This is a genomic window from Corynebacterium sp. MSK204 (assembly GCF_030229885.1).
Classification (GTDB): domain Bacteria; phylum Actinomycetota; class Actinomycetes; order Mycobacteriales; family Mycobacteriaceae; genus Corynebacterium.
In genome coordinates this window covers 72,698-91,580 of sequence record NZ_JASPGQ010000002.1, presented here as the reverse complement: position 1 = coordinate 91,580, position 18,883 = coordinate 72,698, and the positions used below count along the sequence as shown (strand labels likewise).

Annotated in this window: 14 protein-coding genes; 7 read left to right on the top strand and 7 right to left on the bottom strand. The window is 58.6% G+C overall.

What is annotated here, in order from left to right; translation table 11 throughout:
* Window positions 1-2: 2 nt before the first annotated feature.
* The gene (locus QP908_RS01730) at window positions 3-1,349 is read right to left on the bottom strand and encodes a YjiH family protein (protein WP_239267845.1); all 1,347 of its coding nucleotides are present in this window, start codon (window positions 1,347-1,349) and stop codon (window positions 3-5) included.
* A gap of 127 nt (window positions 1,350-1,476) precedes the next feature.
* Here QP908_RS01730 and QP908_RS01725 point away from each other — a divergent pair, with 127 nt between their 5' ends.
* The 3 genes from QP908_RS01725 (at window position 1,477) to QP908_RS01715 (ending at window position 6,384) form a co-directional block, all read left to right on the top strand.
* The gene (locus QP908_RS01725) at window positions 1,477-1,863 is read left to right on the top strand and encodes a (deoxy)nucleoside triphosphate pyrophosphohydrolase (protein WP_239267847.1); all 387 of its coding nucleotides are present in this window, start codon (window positions 1,477-1,479) and stop codon (window positions 1,861-1,863) included.
* A gap of 12 nt (window positions 1,864-1,875) precedes the next feature.
* Window positions 1,876-4,998, top strand: a complete 3,123-nt coding sequence (locus tag QP908_RS01720) for a DUF3427 domain-containing protein (protein ID WP_239267849.1) — start codon at window positions 1,876-1,878, stop codon at window positions 4,996-4,998.
* A 93-nt stretch (window positions 4,999-5,091) separates the two neighbouring features.
* Complete coding sequence (locus QP908_RS01715; protein ID WP_284771520.1) at window positions 5,092-6,384, top strand: Nramp family divalent metal transporter; 1,293 nt, start codon at window positions 5,092-5,094, stop codon at window positions 6,382-6,384.
* Here the strand turns inward: QP908_RS01715 and QP908_RS01710 are convergent.
* Together QP908_RS01710 and QP908_RS01705 are read right to left on the bottom strand one after the other, a co-directional pair.
* Window positions 6,381-6,608: a hypothetical protein gene (locus QP908_RS01710; RefSeq protein ID WP_239267853.1), complete on the bottom strand. Its 228-nt coding sequence runs from the start codon at window positions 6,606-6,608 to the stop codon at window positions 6,381-6,383. The two genes, QP908_RS01715 and QP908_RS01710, sit on opposite strands and share 4 nt — an antisense overlap.
* Window positions 6,609-6,647: 39 nt before the next feature.
* Window positions 6,648-7,883 (bottom strand): MFS transporter, encoded by a 1,236-nt coding sequence (locus tag QP908_RS01705; RefSeq protein WP_239267855.1) that lies wholly within the window; start codon window positions 7,881-7,883, stop codon window positions 6,648-6,650.
* A 112-nt stretch (window positions 7,884-7,995) separates the two neighbouring features.
* On the opposite strand from QP908_RS01705, the gene QP908_RS01700 reads away from it, so the two are divergent.
* Window positions 7,996-8,508 (top strand): hypothetical protein, encoded by a 513-nt coding sequence (locus QP908_RS01700; RefSeq protein WP_239275302.1) that lies wholly within the window; start codon window positions 7,996-7,998, stop codon window positions 8,506-8,508.
* 4 nt (window positions 8,509-8,512) lie between these two features.
* Here QP908_RS01700 and QP908_RS01695 read toward each other — a convergent pair whose 3' ends face one another.
* Together QP908_RS01695 and QP908_RS01690 are read right to left on the bottom strand one after the other, a co-directional pair.
* Window positions 8,513-9,367, bottom strand: a complete 855-nt coding sequence (locus QP908_RS01695) for a DNA primase (RefSeq protein WP_239267859.1) — start codon at window positions 9,365-9,367, stop codon at window positions 8,513-8,515.
* An 81-nt stretch (window positions 9,368-9,448) separates the two neighbouring features.
* The gene (locus QP908_RS01690) at window positions 9,449-11,152 is read right to left on the bottom strand and encodes a carboxylesterase/lipase family protein (protein WP_239267860.1); all 1,704 of its coding nucleotides are present in this window, start codon (window positions 11,150-11,152) and stop codon (window positions 9,449-9,451) included.
* A gap of 143 nt (window positions 11,153-11,295) precedes the next feature.
* On the opposite strand from QP908_RS01690, the gene QP908_RS01685 reads away from it, so the two are divergent.
* Window positions 11,296-12,027 carry an EcsC family protein gene (locus QP908_RS01685; protein ID WP_239267862.1) on the top strand — a complete coding sequence of 244 codons (732 nt, stop codon included), beginning with the start codon at window positions 11,296-11,298 and terminating at the stop codon, window positions 12,025-12,027.
* A gap of 169 nt (window positions 12,028-12,196) precedes the next feature.
* Window positions 12,197-15,952, top strand: coding sequence for a multifunctional oxoglutarate decarboxylase/oxoglutarate dehydrogenase thiamine pyrophosphate-binding subunit/dihydrolipoyllysine-residue succinyltransferase subunit (locus QP908_RS01680; protein ID WP_411697121.1), 3,756 nt, complete (start codon window positions 12,197-12,199; stop codon window positions 15,950-15,952).
* A gap of 373 nt (window positions 15,953-16,325) precedes the next feature.
* Here the strand turns inward: QP908_RS01680 and QP908_RS01675 are convergent, their stop codons facing one another.
* Window positions 16,326-17,072, bottom strand: a complete 747-nt coding sequence (locus tag QP908_RS01675; RefSeq protein WP_239267866.1) for a hypothetical protein — start codon at window positions 17,070-17,072, stop codon at window positions 16,326-16,328.
* Window positions 17,073-17,195: 123 nt separating this feature from the next.
* Here QP908_RS01675 and QP908_RS01670 point away from each other — a divergent pair, with 123 nt between their 5' ends.
* On the top strand, window positions 17,196-18,326 hold the full coding sequence (locus QP908_RS01670) for an Mrp/NBP35 family ATP-binding protein (RefSeq protein WP_239267868.1): 1,131 nt from the start codon (window positions 17,196-17,198) through the stop codon (window positions 18,324-18,326).
* 12 nt (window positions 18,327-18,338) lie between these two features.
* On the opposite strand, the gene QP908_RS01665 is transcribed toward QP908_RS01670, so the two are convergent.
* Entirely contained in the window at window positions 18,339-18,872 is a 534-nt protein-coding gene (locus QP908_RS01665; protein ID WP_239267870.1) for a twin-arginine translocase TatA/TatE family subunit, read from the bottom strand.
* Between the last annotated feature and the right edge of the window lie 11 nt (window positions 18,873-18,883).

Here is an 18,883-nt window from a genome sequence, read left to right as displayed (position 1 = left end):
CCTCAAAACAGCAGGTGCGCAATCGGGGTCGCAATCACGATGGTGAGGGCCACCCGCTCAAACCAGATGATGACCAGGTGAGATAGCTTCACCGGAATCTTGGTGGCCAAAATGCACGGCACCAGGGCGGAGAAGAAGATGATGGCAGAGACCGCCACGACCCCGATGACGAATTTCAGCACCATGGAATCGCTGTCGGCCACCGCTGTGGCGGGTAGGAACATCTCCGCAATGCCCATCGCCGCGGCCTTGCCGCCAAGTGCCGGCTCCGGCAGCTGCACTATCCAAGCAAAGGGATAAAACAGGTACCCAATCCATTCAAAGATCGGGGTAAACCGCGCAAGCAGCAAGCCAATAAGGCCCACCGACATGATGGACGGCACGATGGCCGCGGCCATGCGCACGCCATCGCGCAGGTTATCCCAAATGGCCTGCGGCAGCGACGGCGCGCGCTGCAAAGCCAGCATCGCTTCGCGCCACGCATTCTTAAAACGCGATCCTTCCACCGGCTTTTCTGGGTCAGGCTCTACACCCGCGCAGTATTCATCCGGAATCGTCCGCAGCGGCGGGATGCGCACGGTAATGGCCGTAACCAGGAACGTCACCAGCAGCGTGACGGCGAAATAGGTGCCCCAGATATTCATCAAATCCAGTTGCTTGGCCACGATGACCATAAACGCCGCCGATACCGTGGAAAACCCCGTGGCAATAACTGCAGCCTCTCTGCCGGTATAACCGCCCTTTTGATAGACACGGTCCGTGACCAAGATGCCCAGCGAATACGACCCGACAAAGGATGCCACCGCATCGATGGCGGAGCGCCCCGGCGTCTTCCACAGCGGACGCATGATGGGTTGCATCAGCACCCCAACAAATTCCAAGAGCCCAAAGCCAATGAGAAATGCCAGGAAGGTACCGCCGATGGGCACGATAAGCCCCACCGGTGTGGCAATGGAGTTCCACAAGAAGGGAACCAAGTCCTCATCGCCCAATACCCACGGCAGCGCGTCAATGACCATGAGGAAGGAAATGACCGCACCGGCGATATTGAGGACCGCAAAGACCGCCTGCAGCGCACTTTGCTTAAACGCCCCAGTGCTAAAGCTACGGACCGTGCCATACACGGCGAGCGCAAAAATAAGCCACGGCACCACCGCCGGAATGCTATCGCGCACGATGGTGACCATGTGGTCCAAAGGAATGGAGTTCTTTTCCTTATACGTCACAGGAAAGAAGAACACGAACGCGCCAATGGCGCTATAAACAAAGAGTTTCCACCGTCCCTCAGGCCGCGGGACTTCCCCGTCATGGCTCTGGATGGAGGAATTAACTGAATCAGTAGAAGTCACGATAGACCGCCCCTCAAGCTTGCATGATGATCAAGCCCGCGCGACAGCCTGACGCGAACATTGCGATTATGTTAGCTAAATTACATCTTCTTGTCTAGCGTTTCTTAGCTCAAGGCACAATGGGACTATGTCTAACCCCATCCGCGTCGTCGGCGCCGTCTTTCACGATGGCGATCGCTTCCTCGCCTGCCGCAAGAAACCCGGAAAACCCCTAGAAGGACATTGGGAATTTCCGGGCGGAAAAATCGAACCGGGAGAATCACCCGAACAGGCTTTAGCCCGCGAAATTCGCGAGGAACTCAACCTTACTGCCCGCGTAGGCAGCAAACTCACGACGACCATCTACGAGTACGACTTTGCCACCATCGAACTAACCACCTTTTATTGCACGCTCACCAGCGGCGAGCTTCGCCTGAGCGATCATGACGCAACCAGGTGGGTTACCCCCGCAGAAGCAATGGAGCTGACCTGGGCGCCAGCAGATATTCCAGCCGTGGAAAAACTTTGCCCTTAGAATCTTGTAGCTATGAGTCATTCCTTGGATTCCTCGCTCCCCTTCGGCGTTTACGAAACCCCGGTGACCTCGCGCATTCGTGAGCGAATGGAGGAAACGCAAAGCCGACACCCATCGGCGGGATTCGGGGTAGGAAACGGCACAGATGATAGCGCTCGCGGGCGCTATACCTCGGCCATGTCTCAACACATCGGCGATTTACTAGAGCAACGCCTCATGGGGCTCAAATCCTCAGCAGACCGAGTAGCCCTTATCAATACAATCGCTGGAATGCTTGGCGAGGACGAAGATATTGATACCGAGCAACTCCTCTACGCCGTCTACAACACTTCTTTAGCCGAGCCTCCGCTGCTTCCGGATGTATCGCTGACTAAGAGCGCGCTTTTTACTAATGCCCAGGGCGAGACCAGCCTGACCAGCGAGGTTGAGCGGGAGATAAAGACAGCCGATTCCGTCGACTTATTGTGTGCCTTCATCAAAAGCTCCGGAATCAGTGTCCTTGACCAGCAATTGCAGTTCCTGCGCGACAACCAGATTCCATTCCGCCTATTGACCTCTACTTACTGTGGGGCTTCCGATGCGGCGGCTCTTAAACGCCTGGTAGAAAAATATCGCGCCGATGTAAAGATTTGCTATGAGCATAAATCCACACGCCTGCACGCCAAAGCATGGCTATTCCGACGGGATTCTGGCTTCGACACCGCTTTTATTGGAAGCTCGAACCTTTCGAGGTCTGCTCTTATCGATGGCTGGGAATGGAACGTGCGCGGCTCTGCTACGGCGACGCCTGAGGTCATCGAAAAATTCATAAAGACTTTCGACAGCTACTGGCACGATAGCCACTTCAAGACTTTTGACCCCGCCAGGGATATGGATCGCCTGCAGGAATCCCTGCGCATTGCAAAAGGCACGGAGTCCCCACAAGCTTTGCGCCAATTAGAGCTTTCTGGCCTAGAAGTTACTCCCTATCCTTATCAAGAAGAGATGCTCGAGGCGCTGCGGTCCGAACGTGAGGTAAAGGATCGCCACAAAAACCTACTCGTTGCGGCGACAGGCACCGGCAAGACCGTCGTAGCTGCCCTGGATTACCTCAATCTTTGCCGGCAGTGGAAGCGTCGCCCACGTTTGCTCTTCGTCGCACACCGCAAAGAAATTCTTCACCAAGCGCGGCGTACGTACCGCGAGGTGCTCAAGGATGCCAACTTTGGCGAGTTGCTTGTCGATGGCACCGAGCCCCGGCGCTGGGACTTCGTATTTGCGAGCGTTCAGTCGCTCAATTCCACTCGCTTAGAAAAGCTCGCGCCGGATCAATTCGATGTGGTGGTCATCGACGAATTCCACCATGCAGAAGCTCCAACATATAACGCGCTTCTTAGCCATTTTGAACCAGACGAATTACTTGGGCTGACCGCAACACCTGAGCGCGGCGATGGCAAAAATGTCCAACAGTACTTTGACTACCGCATTGCCCATGAGCTTCGCCTCTGGGATGCTTTGCGCCTGCAACTTTTGGTTCCCATGCATTATTACGGAATTGCAGACGGTACGGATCTTTCTTCGCTTACGTGGAACAGGGGCAAGAAAGATTACAACACCAACGAGTTGTCAGAGTTTTATATCAAGTCTGGTGAAAAACGGACGCGCTTTATTCTTAATGAACTGGATAAACGGATTTTCGATCTTTCTGAAATGAAGGCGATCGGCTTTTGCGTCTCCATTGCCCACGCAGAGCATATGGCCCAGCAATTTCAGCACTTTGGAATTCCAGCCCAGGCCGTAACGAGCAAATTAACTTCTTCTGAACGCGCAGAAGCCATTCAACAACTCGAAAGCGGCGCCATCAAGGCTCTCTTTTCCGTTGATATTTTCAATGAGGGCGTCGACATCCCAGCGGTCAATACACTGCTCTTGCTCCGGCCAACCCAAAGCCCGGTTATCTTCCTACAGCAACTTGGCCGCGGTCTTCGCCTTGCTCCCGGAAAGGATTCTTGTACCGTATTCGATTTCATTGGCCAACAGCATGTTGAATACGATTTTGAGCGTAAATTCAATGCATTAACGAGAAAACGCGGGAAACATCTACTCACCGAGATAGAGCAGGGCTTTCCCACCACGCCGCCGGGAACGCACATCCAATTCGATGAATCGACGACGGAACAGGTCCTCAACAACGTAAAGAAGACGACACGGAGCAACTTGCGGAAAGTGCGTGCGCTGGTGGCGGAATTGCGAACTACCGATCTCAAAGAATTCCTCGACGAGGCAAACCTCGAATTGGAGGATATTTATCGCCCCAACAAATACTCCTGGACCCGCCTCCTGCGCGAGGAAGGCCTCCTCGAGCCACGTGACGATGAGATGGAAAGCTTCTTACTCAACCGGATTAAAGTTTTCCTCCACGTCAATGATGCGACACGCATTGAGGCTTATCTTCGAATCCTAAAATCCTCCACTTCGCAATTCGGCGATATGTCGCCCACTGATCAAGCCTTTGCACGAATGCTGGTCTTGGGCTTTTGGGCTAATTCCAATGCACCCAGCCCGTCTTCTTTTGACCAAGCGCTGGGGATATTGCGAGAGCACCCGCGAGTTATTTGGGAACTTGAACACGTCATGCGGCTACAAAACGATGCTTCGCGCATTATCCCGCAGCCTAGTGACGACACCGTTCTGGAAACTCACGCAGACTACTCTCTGGCAGAGTTAGTCGGCGCCTTGCAAACTGGCGAATTAGAAAAACTGGTCAGCCTTCCGCGCGAGGGAGTGAAATACTTCCCCGAGATGAACATGGACTTATTCTTGGTGACTTTCCAAAAAGACGATCAAGTTAGCGCCACCACGAATTACCGGGACTACCCGATTTCACCGGATCTCCTCCACTGGGAATCGCAATCGACAACAACTCTAAAATCGAAGGCCGCACGTCGTTATATTCGGCATGATGAGCTCGGCGGGAAGATTCTTATCGCCTCTCGCTTTACTAAGAAGAACTCAGTGGGCACCGCGAGCGCCTATACATTTTTGGGTGCTGTGGATTATGTTTCCCACCACGGTGAAAAGCCCATTCAGTTCCAATGGAAGCTGCAAAGAACCATGCCAAAGGCGCTGTACGCTGCTGGCCGGACCGTCGCTTAGCACGCATGGTTGAATAATTGGGCTGCACTCTACCAGTCAAGAGTGATACATTTCTCTTAAGTGATTCACACCATAGCCACTTAAGGAAGTGTCATGAGCCATTCAGATAACCACACCGGCGTAACATCCGCCGAAGGCCAACAGACACACAACTCTGAGCCACAAGCAAAGGTGAAATGGACCCTCGTTGGTCCGGGTTTGGTCGCCGCAGCTACCGGCGTCGGTGCCGCCGACCTGGTGGCAACCATGATTGCCGGCCAGCGCTACGGTTACGCACTGTTGTGGGCCGTCATCGTCGGTACGATTATGAAAATCGTGCTGGTGGAAGGCGTCGGCCGCTATAGCTTGGCCACCGGAAACACCATGTTCCACGGCTGGCGGGAACTAGGGCGCTGGACCTCGTGGTACTTCGCGCCCTACATCGTCATCTGGGGATTGGTATATGGCGCCGCCGCCATGTCCGGCACCGGCTTGGCATTGAGCGCACTCTTCCCCGGGACAAGCTTGACCATGTGGGCTATCCCGACCGGCGTATTGTGCTTTGCGCTTACGTGGTTGGGTCAATACCAGCTCTTTGAAAAGCTTGCCGCCGTATTAGTTGGCATCATGTTCGTCACTGTGGTGGGCATCGCCGCAATTACAGCGCCTAATTTGCCAGAGATTCTGCGCGGCCTCGTCCCCACCATCCCGGATGGGTCTTTCGTCTACGTGCTCTCCATCGCCGGCGGTGTCGGCGGCACTATTACCCTTGCTGCCTATGGCTACTGGCTGCGAGAAAAGAAGTGGTTCACGCCCAAGTGGATGAAGGTCATGCGCATGGACAACTCGGTGGCCTATGCCGTCACCGGTATCTTCGTCCTAGCTACGCTGGTCCTTGGTGCCGAGCTTTTGTACAGCGCTAATGTCGCTGTCTCCGATAACGACCAGGGCTTGGTGGACATGGCGGACGTGCTGGAGGCTCGCTACGGAACCTTTATTTCTAAGTGGTTCATCGTCGGATTCTTCGCTGCCGCATTCTCTTCCTGCTTGGGCGTGTGGAACGGTGTGTCCCTCATGTTTGCGGACTACGTTGGGCACCTGAAGAACCTCCCACAAGGCCACCCCAGCACCAGCACGGGCGGTAAGTACTACCGCGCTTACCTCATCTGGTTGACCTTCCCACCGATGCTGCTCCTGCTGCTGGGCAAGCCCACCGGGTTGATCATTGGCTACGGCGTCTTGGGCGCATTCTTCATGCCCTTCCTGGGACTTACTCTCTTGGTTCTGCTGAATACCAAGCACACCCCGAAAAAATGGCGCAATGGCTGGTTCATCAACACCCTGATGGGCATCATTTCTGCGGCCTTTGTCTACCTGTGCGTGTCCCAGGTCGCAGGGCTCTTCTAGCCCTGTTGCTCGTAATCTTCAAGGTACGCGCCGATCACCCTTAAGCTCTCGACCTCGTAGAGAGGGATGCGCCGGCGTGTACCGTCCTCAAGCCGGCGAAGCACCCAAGTATTTTCTTCCATCCACCAGGCGCGGCCTACAACTACGTCTGCATTATGAAGCCGTACCCAAATAATCAAAGCGTTATTAACCGCATCAAGAAAGCGCGCGTTTAAGTCATCCACACGCGCATAACTTAGCCGGCACTGAGCGGTTGCCGTCAACTATTTTTTCGGCATTCGCTCTACTTCCACCGTGGACTCCTGGCGGGGTTCGCGGCCGAAGAGCCAGGCGATAATGCCGAAGATGGCAATGGCACCGCAGACGGTGAAGGCTGTGGGGAAACCATAGACATCGGCAAGCAGCCCAATGAGCATGGGTCCCACGATCTGGCCGAGGTCTCCTGCCATCTGGAAGGCGGACAATACCTTGCCGCCGGAGCGCTCGTTGCCCACGATGTCTGCCACCGCGGCGGTCTGGGAAGGATTGATTAGGCCCGATGCTGCACCCGCAAGGGCGGATACGAGCAAGAGGAACCACACGCTGGTGGCCAGGCCCATTAGCACCATGAAGATGGCGGAGCCGACCAAGCCAATCAAGATAAGCGGCTTGCGGCCATGGAGATCGGACCACCGGCCGGAGAACTGAAGAATAATCGCATTGCCTGCGGCGAAGGCGGCGAGGGCTAGGCCCGAGGCTGCGGCGCCATTATGGAAAATCGCGGCGGCGAAAAGCGGCAGGACGGACACGCGTACGCCCATATTGATCCAACCGTGGGCGAAGTTGGAGGTCAGCACCGCGCGGAAAGCGGTATCACCCCAGGCCTCCTGCAGGCGCATGGGAGGCAGGTCCGACGTAGTGGATTGGGAGTGGTTGACCCGCGGCATCTGCCACCAGACAACGAACGCAGCAAGCATCACGCCAATGCCGTAGATGAAAAATGGCCAGCGAAAGCCCAGGAAGGACAGGCTGGCGCCGAGCACTGGGCCGGCGACATTGCCCAGCAGGAATGCCGTGGCATAGGTGGCGGAGCACTTACCGCGAATCGACGGTGGAGACAGGCGCACGATAAGGCCCATCGCGGAGACAGTAAACATGGTCGAGCCAAGACCTGCCAGGGCGCGCAACACCACGATGTGCCAATACTCTTGGGCAATGGCGACCAAGCCCGTGGTCACGGCAACGGTCATCAGGCCCACCAGGTAGACGCGGCGCGAGCCGACGCGGTCTACCAACGAGCCAGACACGGGCGCGAAGATCAGCCGGGAGGCGGCGAAGATAGAGACCACCAGGCCGGCGGCGGCCATCGAGACATCGAAGCTGACCACGAACTGCGGCAAAAGCGGTGCGATAAGGCCATAACCTAAGGCGATAATGAACGCCGCCGTTACCATTACCCAGATTTCCCGCGGCACCTTGGGCTTTTCGTAGGGCGCCGGTTCGGCATTAGCACTCTTCATAGCACGTGCAACCTTATGCCTTTGAAGGTCTGAAATCTATTTAAGCTACCTTTTCGAACTTGTGTTTGTATTGTTCGAACTCGTGTCGGCCTTGCGGTTTAGAGTAAGGGCCATGCACAACGTAGATAAGAACTTTTCGCACACAGTACCCAGTCAGCCCAGCGCCACGGCTACGGAAATCGCCGCCGACTTGGCCTATCACCACTATGAGACCGTCAGCTCAATTTCCGCCATCATGCACCACCCGCGGTCCTTGGCTCGCCCCACCCCGACGTGGCGCCCGCCCATAAAGCAACTGCCACCCACACCAGGCGGCGCGGACTACAGCATGAGCATTACCCGCCACCGCGTGGGAGCACGAGTAAAGGCGCGGATCCGCGGGTTCGGCGAAAGCCGCATCCCCGCCTACCTCATCACCATTCGCATCACCGATAACTTTGGGCAGATAGTCGATCCCGCCACGGCGGAAGGATGGGTGCGCACGCTTGTCCCCGCCGAGTTAGCTGGCGCCGTCCACGAGATTTCCCGTGGACCCAATGCCACCTACGTGTGGCTGGTGGATAGCGCCTTTAAGCCCGTACGCTCTCCGGAATCCCTTTTCGCGGGATTCCAGCAAGCGGCTTAGGGGCTTAGTTGTTGTCGCCCTCGTCGTCAGCGTCAGCGTCGTCGTCTTCGGTGAAGGTATCGAAGAACTCAAGGGCCTCGTCCGCGTCATCATCGGCGTCTTCGCAGAAGATGTCGTAGACGTCTGGTTCTTCGAAATCGTCCTCATCGAAGTTGACGAGCTGGGCTTCCCAGTCCAGGGCCTGCTCCGAGACCAATCCGAGCACGTCAAAGAGGCGGTCGAAATCGGTGTAGGTGCCCAGTTCCAGGGCCTCAGCGGGGACTTCCACGATGGGGATGTCATCGGAGTCAGTGTTGTCAAAGAGGGCAAGGCGCTCGTTTTCATCGAGGTCCTCGCCTTCCTCGTCCACCTGCCACAGCTCCGTCACGGCCTCATCCTCGAGCTCTTCCATGTCTTCTTCATCGAAGTCGAAGGCCAAGAAGCGCACGATGGCAGAGGGCACGCCGTCGATGGTTTCTACCAATACGCGCAGCTCAGAATCGTTGCCTACTTCCGCGACCACCAGGTGCGGGTTGAGTTCATCCTGGTCAAACTCCAATTCCGCGATGCGCTCATCGGTGCCTTCCAAGAGGTCCCGGAGGACGGTAACAACCTGGTCGGTGGCGATGTGGCGGGAGACGGCCTCTACGGCGTCGTCGACGGAAAAGGCGACGGAGACCAAGACGGCCTCGAATTCTTCATCGTCTTCATCCACATCCGCGGCAGCGATGTACACATTGGCCGCCGGCAAGAGAGGATCGATTTCAACAAACTGGATTTCCAAATCAGAGGTGATTGGAACGAACATGACGTCTTCGTTGACGCGGGACTCAATGCCCTCGGCGTCCAATGCGGAAGCGATATCTTCGAAAAAGCTCATGGTGGTGAAAAATCCATCCTTCGGAAGCAGAGGTCCCCGCGGTGGGCAAGACGCCGCCCGCGGTCACCCTGGATTCTACCGCTAATCCCGCCGGTGTGGTTGGAAACCAAGGGAGCGCACCAGCTCTGGGCGCCCACTTCCCCACTCCACCATGTGGTAATCCTCCCACGCCTTGCGGCGACCGTCATTGGGGGCGTGCACGATATAGGCCTGTTCATCAAAGATCATGGTCGCGCGCTCACCGCCCTCATAGCGCGGCCACTGCGCCTTCGGGCTGCCGCCGTGGATGAACGCGGCCCAGTGCTCCTGCATGGTGGAGGTCAATTCCTCCATCTCAGCCCGCGAGCCCCAGCCAGTTAGCAAGGAGGCGCGCGAGGATCGGGGATCACCAAAGACATTGCCCAATTCCATCGAGTGCATGGCGCCTAAGCCCAGCCACTTCAAGACGGCAGAGGCGAAGTCGAAGCGGTACATCCACGTATCGGCCACTTCAGAGTGGGCGCTGGCGATGCGGGTGGAAGGTGCCCAGAAGAGGGCATCGGCAAGCAAGTGCGCAAAATCTTCCCGGCGGACCGCACCGCGGTAGGCGGCGACGACCTCGGGGGCGTGGTGGGGATCGTAGGAGGCCAAGAGCCGCAGGGCGGCGCGCTCTCGGGCGCTTTGGCGCTGAAAGAGGAACTTGCCAAAGCTGGCTTCGTCCGAATTCGTGCCTATCAGCAGCGGGATTTTGTGCTGGTGGCCCTGCTCAAAGGCGGTGATGGGGTGCTCGGGCAATAGCTCGCCGTCCACCGTGGGCGCGTAGCAGGAGTTTAAGTGCAGTAGCTCGCCGGCGCGCCACATCATGGATTGGCCGGAGCGCACCACATCCGCACAGTCTTCCTGGCGCAGGTCATCCACGCTCACCCGGCGCGGCAGGCCCACCCGGCGTGCGAGTTCGCGGGCCCACAAGGTGGATTGGGCGCGGGAATGCACCAACGCAATGGGTGGGGACTGGGCAATGGCGCGGTGGAAGAGCCCTTCGGCGGGCGGGCTGGTCATCAGTGCCAGCACCGCGGCGCCGCCGGCGGATTCGCCCATGAGGGTGACCGAGTCTGGGTCGCCGCCAAAGGCAGCGATATTCTCCCGCACCCATTTCAGGGCCAGAATCTGATCCGCCACGGCGGGGTTGGCGCTGCACTCGCCGCCGAGGCTGCGCAGATCGAGATATCCCAGGGCGTTGAGGCGGAAGTTGATGGATACGTAGACCACGTTCATGCGGGTGGCGAGCTCAAACCCGCGCAGCATGAGCATGTGGGACGAGCCCATGATGAAGCTGCCGCCGTGCAGGTACACCACCACGGGCAGCTTTTCCTCCGTGCGGGGGCGCACGATGTCGAGGTACAGGCAGTCCTCGGAGCCGACAATGCGGTCGGTCCAGGAGTACGTGGGTTGTGGGGCAATTGGCCCGAATTGGCTGCAATCGCGCACGCCCTCCCAACGCGGTGCCGGGCGTGGGGCGCGAAAGCGGCTGTCGCCGGCCGTAGAGGCACCGAAAGGAATGCCGCGCCACGTGCGCACCGGCCCGGCGCTAATGGGGCGATCTACTCGCAGGTCTTCTTCGATGACCCCGCGCACCCAGCCGGAGGTCGTGCGCACGGTGACCTCATCCGCGTAGGCATTCTGTGCCCGCTCGTGGGCCTGACGGGCGCGCTCGTGTGCGCGCATGGCCCGCAAGCGCGCGGCAGCGGTGGACTCTTCGGAATAAGAGTCCCTACTGTCGCGTTGACCATCCTGCGGGTAAGGCATACTCCCTACCTTAGGTAGGTTGCGCGCCGGTGGCGATCTGAATCGCACCTGGCGGCCCCTTCTTTCAAGGTCAGGGCTATGCTAGGTAAAAAATCAATTGATACCACTACCCCAACAAACTAAGGATTGGTGTGGGAGAAGGCATGTCCATATTTAAAAAATCCACCCCGGATAAAGCAGCTACTGACACATATGACATCGATCCGGAGCACAGCGGCCGTTTTACCAAGGCGCTGCTGAATTCCTTGGACCGCGCCGTATCCGTGCAATCTGGTGTTATTTCCAAATACGTCACGAGCCTAAAGAAGCACCACCCAGAAGCCACTGACCAAGAATTGCAGGGCTTTATTAACAAACACTTCATCAATATCACATCCGGCACGGGCGCGGCCGCTGGTGCCTCCGCATCCGTGCCCGGCATTGGGCTATTTACGGGCGCGGCCACCATTGGTGCGGAATCCGTAGTCTTTCTTGAAGCCGCTGCGTGGTACATCCTGGCGTCCGCGTACCTGCGCGGCGACGATATCTCCTCGCCCGAGCGTCGCCGCGCCCTCGTACTGGTGGTATTGACAGGCTCGAAGGGCTCCGCGGTGGTCGATACCTTCGTTGGAGACCTCGGCACGGTCACGGGGGCGCGTTCGGTTGCCTCGCTCTCCCGCTTTTCCGGGCCCACACTATCTGGCATCAATGGCAGGTTGACCAAGGTATTTACCAAGCAGATCACCAAGCGCATGAAGTGGGCATGGGTGGGCAAGCTCATGCCTATGGGCATCGGGGCGGTCATCGGTACAAAGGCCAACCGCAAGCTGGCCAATCAGGTCATCGAATACGCCCGCCAGCAGCTCTCCCCTCTTTCCCACACAAAGGCGGGTTAGTGGTGATCGTTTAGAGCGAATTCGCTACCCCTGACATAGTGAAGGTGAGGGATTGGCCCGTATCATATAGGCAGACACTTTGGCGGGTGAGAAATGCGCTCGTACAAAGTCCGGACTAAAGTCGAATAAACGACCATTTTAAAGCAGAGAAATGAGGCGAATACCTGCCGTGAGCACATCGAGCATCTTCGGCCCGAATGCGTGGCTGATAGACGAGCAGTTCCAGCAGTACTCCAAGGATCCTAGCTCCGTCGACAAGGAGTGGCGCGACTATTTCGAAGCAAACGGCGCGCCCAAGGCGCAGCCAGAAGCTGCGGCTCCTTCTCAAGCATCTAAGCCACAGCCAAAGAAGGCACAGGCAGAGTCTAAGTCCTCGGCCAAGAAGACCGAAGGCACTACCACCGCCCGCAAGCAAGAGGCCCGCGATACCAACGTGAAAGAGTCTGTATCTAGGGCCAAAGAAAAGTCCGCGAAGGCAAAGCATTCTGCGGGCAAGAATGCGCAGTCTCCGCTGGATAACCTAGAAGATTATAAGGGCGGCGACGAGCGCCAGCTCAAGGGCATGTTCAAGGCTATTGCTAAGAACATGGAAGAATCCCTTGAGATTCCTACCGCTACCACCGTGCGCGATATGCCGGTCAAGCTCATGTGGGAAAACCGCTCCATGATCAATGACCACCTGAAGCGCACCCGCGGTGGCAAGATCTCCTTTACCCACATTATTGGCTACGCCATGGTCAAGGCCGTACAGCTGCACCCTGGCATGAACGTGCGCTACGAGGAAAAGGACGGCAAACCCTTCGTCGTCCAGCCTGAGCACATCAACCTGGGCCTGGCAATCGACCTCCCGCAGAAGGATGGCTCCCGCGCCCTCGTGGTTGCCGCCATCAAAGAATGCGAGACCAAGTCCTTCGCTGAGTTCATTGAGGCTTACGAAGACATCGTTACCCGTTCCCGTAAGAACAAGCTCACCATGGATGACTTCTCAGGGGTCACCATTAACCTGACCAACCCGGGCGGCATCGGCACCCGCCACTCCATTGCCCGCCTGACCAAGGGCGCAGGCTCCATTATCGGCGTTGGTTCCATGGATTACCCGGCAGAGTTCGCCGGCGCCTCCGCTGACCGCCTGGCTGACCTCGGCGTCGGTCGCCTAGTCACGCTGACCTCCACCTACGACCACCGCGTCATCCAGGGTGCAGAGTCCGGCGAGTTCCTGCGCACCATCGGCAAGCTCATCGTTGATGACGCCTTCTGGGACGAGCTCTTCGAGTCCATGGGCGTTCCTTATGAGCCCTTCCGCTGGGCTCAGGACATCCCCAACTCTGGCGTGGACAAGAACACCCGCGTCATGCAGCTCATCGAGTCCTACCGCTCCCGCGGGCACTTGCTTGCCGATGTCAACCCGCTCGGCTGGTCCCAGCCCGGCCTGCCTAGCCCCGATCACCGCGACCTCGACATCGCTACGCACGGCCTGACCATCTGGGATCTGGACCGCGTCTTCAACGTCGGCGGCTTCGGTGGCAAGGAACAGATGACCTTGCGTGAGGTGCTCTCCCGCCTGCGCGCTGCTTATACCCTGAAGGTCGGTTCCGAATACACCCACATCTTGGACCGCGACGAGCGCAGCTGGATGCAGGACCGCCTCGAGGCCGGCATGCCAAAGCCGACCAATGCCGAGCAGAAGTACATCCTGCAGAAGGTCAACGCCGCCGAGGCATTCGAGAACTTCCTGCAGACCAAGTACGTGGGCCAAAAGCGCTTCTCCCTCGAGGGTGCCGAGACCCTCATCCCGCTGCTGGATTCCATCATCGACACCGCTGCGGGCCAGGGCCTCGACGAGGTCGTCATGGGCATGCCGCACCGTGGCCGCCTGAACGTGCTGTTCAATATCGTCGGCAAGCCGCTGGCAGATATCTTCGGCGAGTTCGACGGCAACTACAAGGGCGGCCAGCTCGGCGGCTCTGGTGACGTGAAGTACCACTTGGGCTCCGAGGGCGAGCACCTGCAGATGTTCGGCGATGGCGAAATCAAGGTCACCCTTGCCGCCAACCCGTCCCACCTCGAGGCCGTCGACCCAGTCATGGAGGGCATCGCCCGCGCCAAGCAGGACATCTTGGACAAGGGCAAGGACGGCTACTCCGTCGTTCCCGTCATGCTCCACGGCGATGCGTCCTTCACCGGCCTCGGCGTCGTGCAGGAGACCATCAACCTCTCCCAGCTGCGCGGCTTTACCAACGGCGGTACCGTCCACATCGTGGTCAACAACCAGGTGGGCTTTACCACCACCCCGGACTCCGGCCGCTCCACCCACTACGTCACCGACCTGGCCAAGGGCTTTGACTGCCCGGTCTTCCACGTCAACGGTGATGACCCAGAGGCCGTTGTCTGGGTAGGCCAGATGGCCGCAGAATACCGCCGCCAGTTTGGCAAGGACGTCTTCATTGACCTCGTGGTCTACCGCCTGCGCGGCCACAACGAGGCCGATGACCCATCCATGACCCAGCCGCAGCTGTACTCGGTCATCGAGAACCACGAGCCGGTGCGCGAGCACTATACCAACGAGCTCATCGGCCGTGGCGACTTGTCTGCTGAAGACGCCGAGGCAGCGGCGCGCGACTTCCACGACCAGATGGAGTCCGTGTTCACCGAGCACAAGGAAGCCGAGAAGGCCGGCCCGAAGGAACAGACCGGTATTACCTCCTCGCAGGAGCTCACCCACGGTCTGGATACCTCCATCACCGCTGAAGAGATGGTCGAGCTTGGCGATGCCTACGGCAACCCACCCGAGGACTTCGAGTACCACAAACGCGTGGCCAAGGTAGCCAAGGACCGTGCGAAGTCTGTCCGCGAAGGCGGCATCGACTGGGGCTGGGGCGAGCTGCTCGCCTTCGGTTCCCTGGCTAACCAGGGCAAGGTTGTGCGCCTGGCCGGCGAGGATTCCCGCCGCGGTACCTTTACCCAGCGCCACGCCGTGACCTTCGATCCCCGCAATAGCAACGAGTACAACCCGCTCAACTCCTTGGCCGTGTCCAAGGACAACGGCGGCAAGTTCATGGTCTACAACTCCGCGCTGACCGAGTTCGCCGGCATGGGCTTCGAATACGGCTACACCGTGGGTAACCCCGATGCCCTCGTGGCATGGGAGGCTCAGTTCGGCGACTTCGCCAACGGTGCCCAGACCATCATCGATGAGTACCTGTCTTCCGGTGAGGCCAAGTGGGGCCAGCTGTCCAGCCTGGTTCTCCTCCTGCCGCACGGCTACGAGGGCCAAGGCCCGGACCACTCCTCCGCCCGCATCGAGCGCTACCTGCAGCTGTGCGCGGAAGGTTCTATGACCGTGGCCCAGCCGTCCACCCCGGCTAACCACTTCCACTTGCTGCGCCGCCAGGCTTTGGGCGAGATGAAGCGTCCGTTGGTCGTCTTCACCCCGAAGTCCATGCTGCGCAACAAGGCCGCTACCTCCTCCGTTGAGGAGTTCACCGAGGTCAAGAAGTTCCGCTCCGTTATCAATGACCCCCACTTCGTGGACGTCAATAACAAGAAGGTCGGCGACACGGACAAGGTCAAGACCATCATGCTGGTCTCCGGCAAGCTCTATTGGGACTTGGAGAAGAAGCGCGAGGCCGACGGCCGCGATGACATCGCCATCGTCCGCGTGGAAATGCTCCACCCGATTCCGTTCAACCGCCTAAGCGAGGCATTCGAGATGTACCCGAACGCCACCCAGGTCCGGTTCGTACAGGATGAGCCCGCCAACCAGGGCCCATGGCCGTTCTACAACGAGCACCTGCGCGACCTCATTCCGGATATGCCGGAAATGGTCCGCGTCTCCCGCCGCGCCCAGTCCTCTACGGCTACGGGTAACGCCAAGGTACACCAGATTGAGCAGAAGAACCTGCTTGAAGAGGCCTTCGACGTTTAACCACGTGTAACCGCTGAAAAGGCACCTAGCGCGCTGCAGCGCTGAATGCCCCAGTGAGGTTATTTCCTCACTGGGGCATTTTCATGGTTTCTGCTGCCTTCTCCTCGGTCCTCCTACCTCGCCGCCGTTCCTGCTCTCCCTACCTTCAGCTCCCCTCCTTCGCCTCACACCGGTCACCTACTCGTCCTTCGCGCTCACCGGCGAGATGGTAGGGGCATCGACAAGCTGCGCCCGTGAGCGCGAAGGGCGGGGCGGTAGCTGATGGCGACGCCGGGCGCCCTTCGCGGTCACGGAGGGGGCGATCGCATGTTAAAGGGCGGCTGCCCGTGAGCGCGAAGGGCGGTAAGTGGGTAGCACGGACCGCGCCGCTTACTTAAGAACTGCTCAGATCCGAGCCACCGGAGGAGCCGGAGTCGCTTTCTTCATTGACAATGTCCAGTCCGGAGGCTTCCATCCATTCGTGGACGACCTTCTTCAGCTCTTCGCCATCCTCTAGAGCCTCCACCATGTCAGAGATGTCTTTTTGCGTGATGAATTTGGTGACCGCGGCGACGGATTTTTCTTCTTCGCGGTCAAAGAGGCTGTCGCTATAGATGACCACGAAGTTTTCTGGCAGCTCTGGTTGTGCATCCTCACAACCGTGAGCGCCGGATGGCTCGACGGTAGCAAGTTGGGTGGGCAAGGTAGACATGAGCGCGATATGGGTGCGGGCAAGAAAGTCTTCCCCGCCCGGCTCACTGTCTTCTTCTGCCTTTTTATATTCCGCCGAGATATCGCGCGCCTCACCGGGATTAAAGTGGCTTAAAAAGTTGCCGGTGCAGCCGACGTAAAAGTTGCCTTCCGGGTTTAGGGAACTGCCCTTGCCTCCATGTGTTTTGAAGGTTTCTTCTTCCTTCAGCTCGGCTGTGCGTCCTTCCTCCAAGAGCGACTGCCGGAATACCTCGCCCAAGATGAGCTGATCTGTTTCTGCAGGGTCAACGACGATCTGCACCTGTTCCGGCTCGGATTGTGCCGCAGCGGGACTGGTATCGACTTTGTCTGAACACCCAGCAAGCAATGCAGCGCCTACCACCGCGGTAACAGTAGCGCGGGCATATCGACGGGCGGGGCTGCGCTTCACTGAGTGTGCTCCTTCTGATTCTGCTAGGTCACCGATACAAACGGATGGATTTAAGTGTCCCACAGAGTCTACCGTGCAAGCGTGTTTACCTGAGGTAGCGCCGTGACTAAGATGGCAAGAGTTATGTCTAGCTCTATTACCGAATCAGTCGTACGCGAGGCTCTTTCCCACGTACAGGATCCAGAAATCGGCCGCCCCATCACCGAACTGAATATGGTGAAATCGGTCGATATCGAAGGAAACGACGTCACCGTTGGCGTTTATCTGACCATCGCGGGCTGCCCCATGAAGTCCACCATCGAGACCAATACCCGCGCCGCGGTCGAGGACATCGACGGCGTTGGCAAGGTTACCGTGACCATGGACGCGATGAGCGATGAGCAACGCCGCGAGCTGAAACAGAAGCTGCGCGGCGGCCAGGCCGAACCCGAGATTCCTTTTGCGAAGCCCGATTCGACGACCCGCGTCTTTGCGGTGGCGTCGGGTAAGGGTGGCGTCGGCAAGTCCTCGATGACCGTCAACCTAGCCGCCGCGCTGGCGGATAAGGGCCTGAAGGTGGGCATTGTCGATGCCGATATTTACGGCCACTCCGTGCCCAGCCTGCTCGGCTCGACCGACGGCCCCACCGTGCTTGATGATGAAATGCTGCTGCCTCCCATCTCCCACGGCATTAAGCACATCTCGATTGGGCAGTTCGTGGAGGGTAACGCGCCCGTCGTCTGGCGCGGACCTATGCTCCACCGCGCACTGCAGCAGTTCTTGGCGGACGTATTCTGGGGCGATCTCGATGTTCTCCTCCTCGACCTGCCTCCGGGTACCGGCGATGTCGCGCTGTCCGTTGCGCAGCTCATCCCGAATGCAGAGCTGCTCATCGTCACCACGCCGCAAGCAGCTGCGGCAGAAGTGGCCGAACGCGCCGGTTCCATCTCCCAGCAAACGCGCCAGCGGGTGGCCGGCGTGATTGAGAACATGAGCGCCATGGTCATGCCGGACGGCTCCACCATGGACGTCTTTGGTGAAGGCGGCGGCCAGATTGTTGCAGACCGCCTCGGCGTCATCCTGGGCCACGAGGTGCCACTGCTGGCCTCCGTGCCGCTGGATCCGGCCCTGCGCTCGAATAGCGATGCCGGCACACCCATCGTACTCGAGGCACCTGACTCCCCTGCCGCCAAGGAAATCAGGGCGGTGGCTGATCAGCTCGCCATCCGTTCCGATTCCCTCGTGGGCAAGAGCCTCAACTTGGGTGTGAACTAAGAGCGCGTTGTATTAGGTAACGTCGCTCCACTCAGAGCCGCCGCCGGTGGAATCTTCCCCACCGCGCTGCGGCTTTTGTTGTTGCTGGGGCGGCTGCTGCGCCGGCTGCTGGGTCGTTTCGGTGGTATCGCCATATACCTCGGCATAGTTAAAGGTGGGCCGGGTAGCACCACTGTTGTCCTGCGCGCGCTGTTCGGGTTCTTTCGGCGCGGTGCCGGATTTGATGTCTTCGGCCATCTTCTTGGGGTTGAAGTCGTCCCAGGCGGAATCATCGCCATCGAAAAGCGCCTTGGTAATAGCGCCTTTGGGGCCTAGCCGCGTCCACTGCGCCGCCTGATTGAGCGGGCCGCGGATATCATCGAATTCCGCGGAGATCGACCCCATTTCGCCATTGAGCTCGGCCTTCGCGTTGTTGATGGCCTTGCGGGCGGCATAGATGGCCGCGCGCACGTCCTTGATGACCTCCGGCATGCGCTCCGGGCCGATGATGACGATGCCGAGGAGGACAATGACAATAATCTCAGGCCAGCCAATGGAAGAAAACACGATTAAATCCT

Bases quoted from the DNA above. Each gene is read 5' to 3' on its own strand.
- QP908_RS01695 (WP_239267859.1), bottom strand. From the start codon at position 9,367: ATGAGCTTTTTCGAAGATATCGCTTCCGCATTGGACGCCGAGGGCATT.
- QP908_RS01690 (WP_239267860.1), bottom strand. From the start codon at position 11,152: ATGCCTTACCCGCAGGATGGTCAACGCGACAGTAGGGACTCTTATTCC.
- QP908_RS01720 (WP_239267849.1), top strand. From the start codon at position 1,876: ATGAGTCATTCCTTGGATTCCTCGCTCCCCTTCGGCGTTTACGAAACC.
- QP908_RS01685 (WP_239267862.1), top strand. From the start codon at position 11,296: ATGTCCATATTTAAAAAATCCACCCCGGATAAAGCAGCTACTGACACA.
- QP908_RS01700 (WP_239275302.1), top strand. From the start codon at position 7,996: ATGCACAACGTAGATAAGAACTTTTCGCACACAGTACCCAGTCAGCCC.
- QP908_RS01670 (WP_239267868.1), top strand. From the start codon at position 17,196: ATGTCTAGCTCTATTACCGAATCAGTCGTACGCGAGGCTCTTTCCCAC.
- QP908_RS01725 (WP_239267847.1), top strand. From the start codon at position 1,477: ATGTCTAACCCCATCCGCGTCGTCGGCGCCGTCTTTCACGATGGCGAT.
- QP908_RS01715 (WP_284771520.1), top strand. From the start codon at position 5,092: ATGAGCCATTCAGATAACCACACCGGCGTAACATCCGCCGAAGGCCAA.
- QP908_RS01705 (WP_239267855.1), bottom strand. From the start codon at position 7,883: ATGAAGAGTGCTAATGCCGAACCGGCGCCCTACGAAAAGCCCAAGGTG.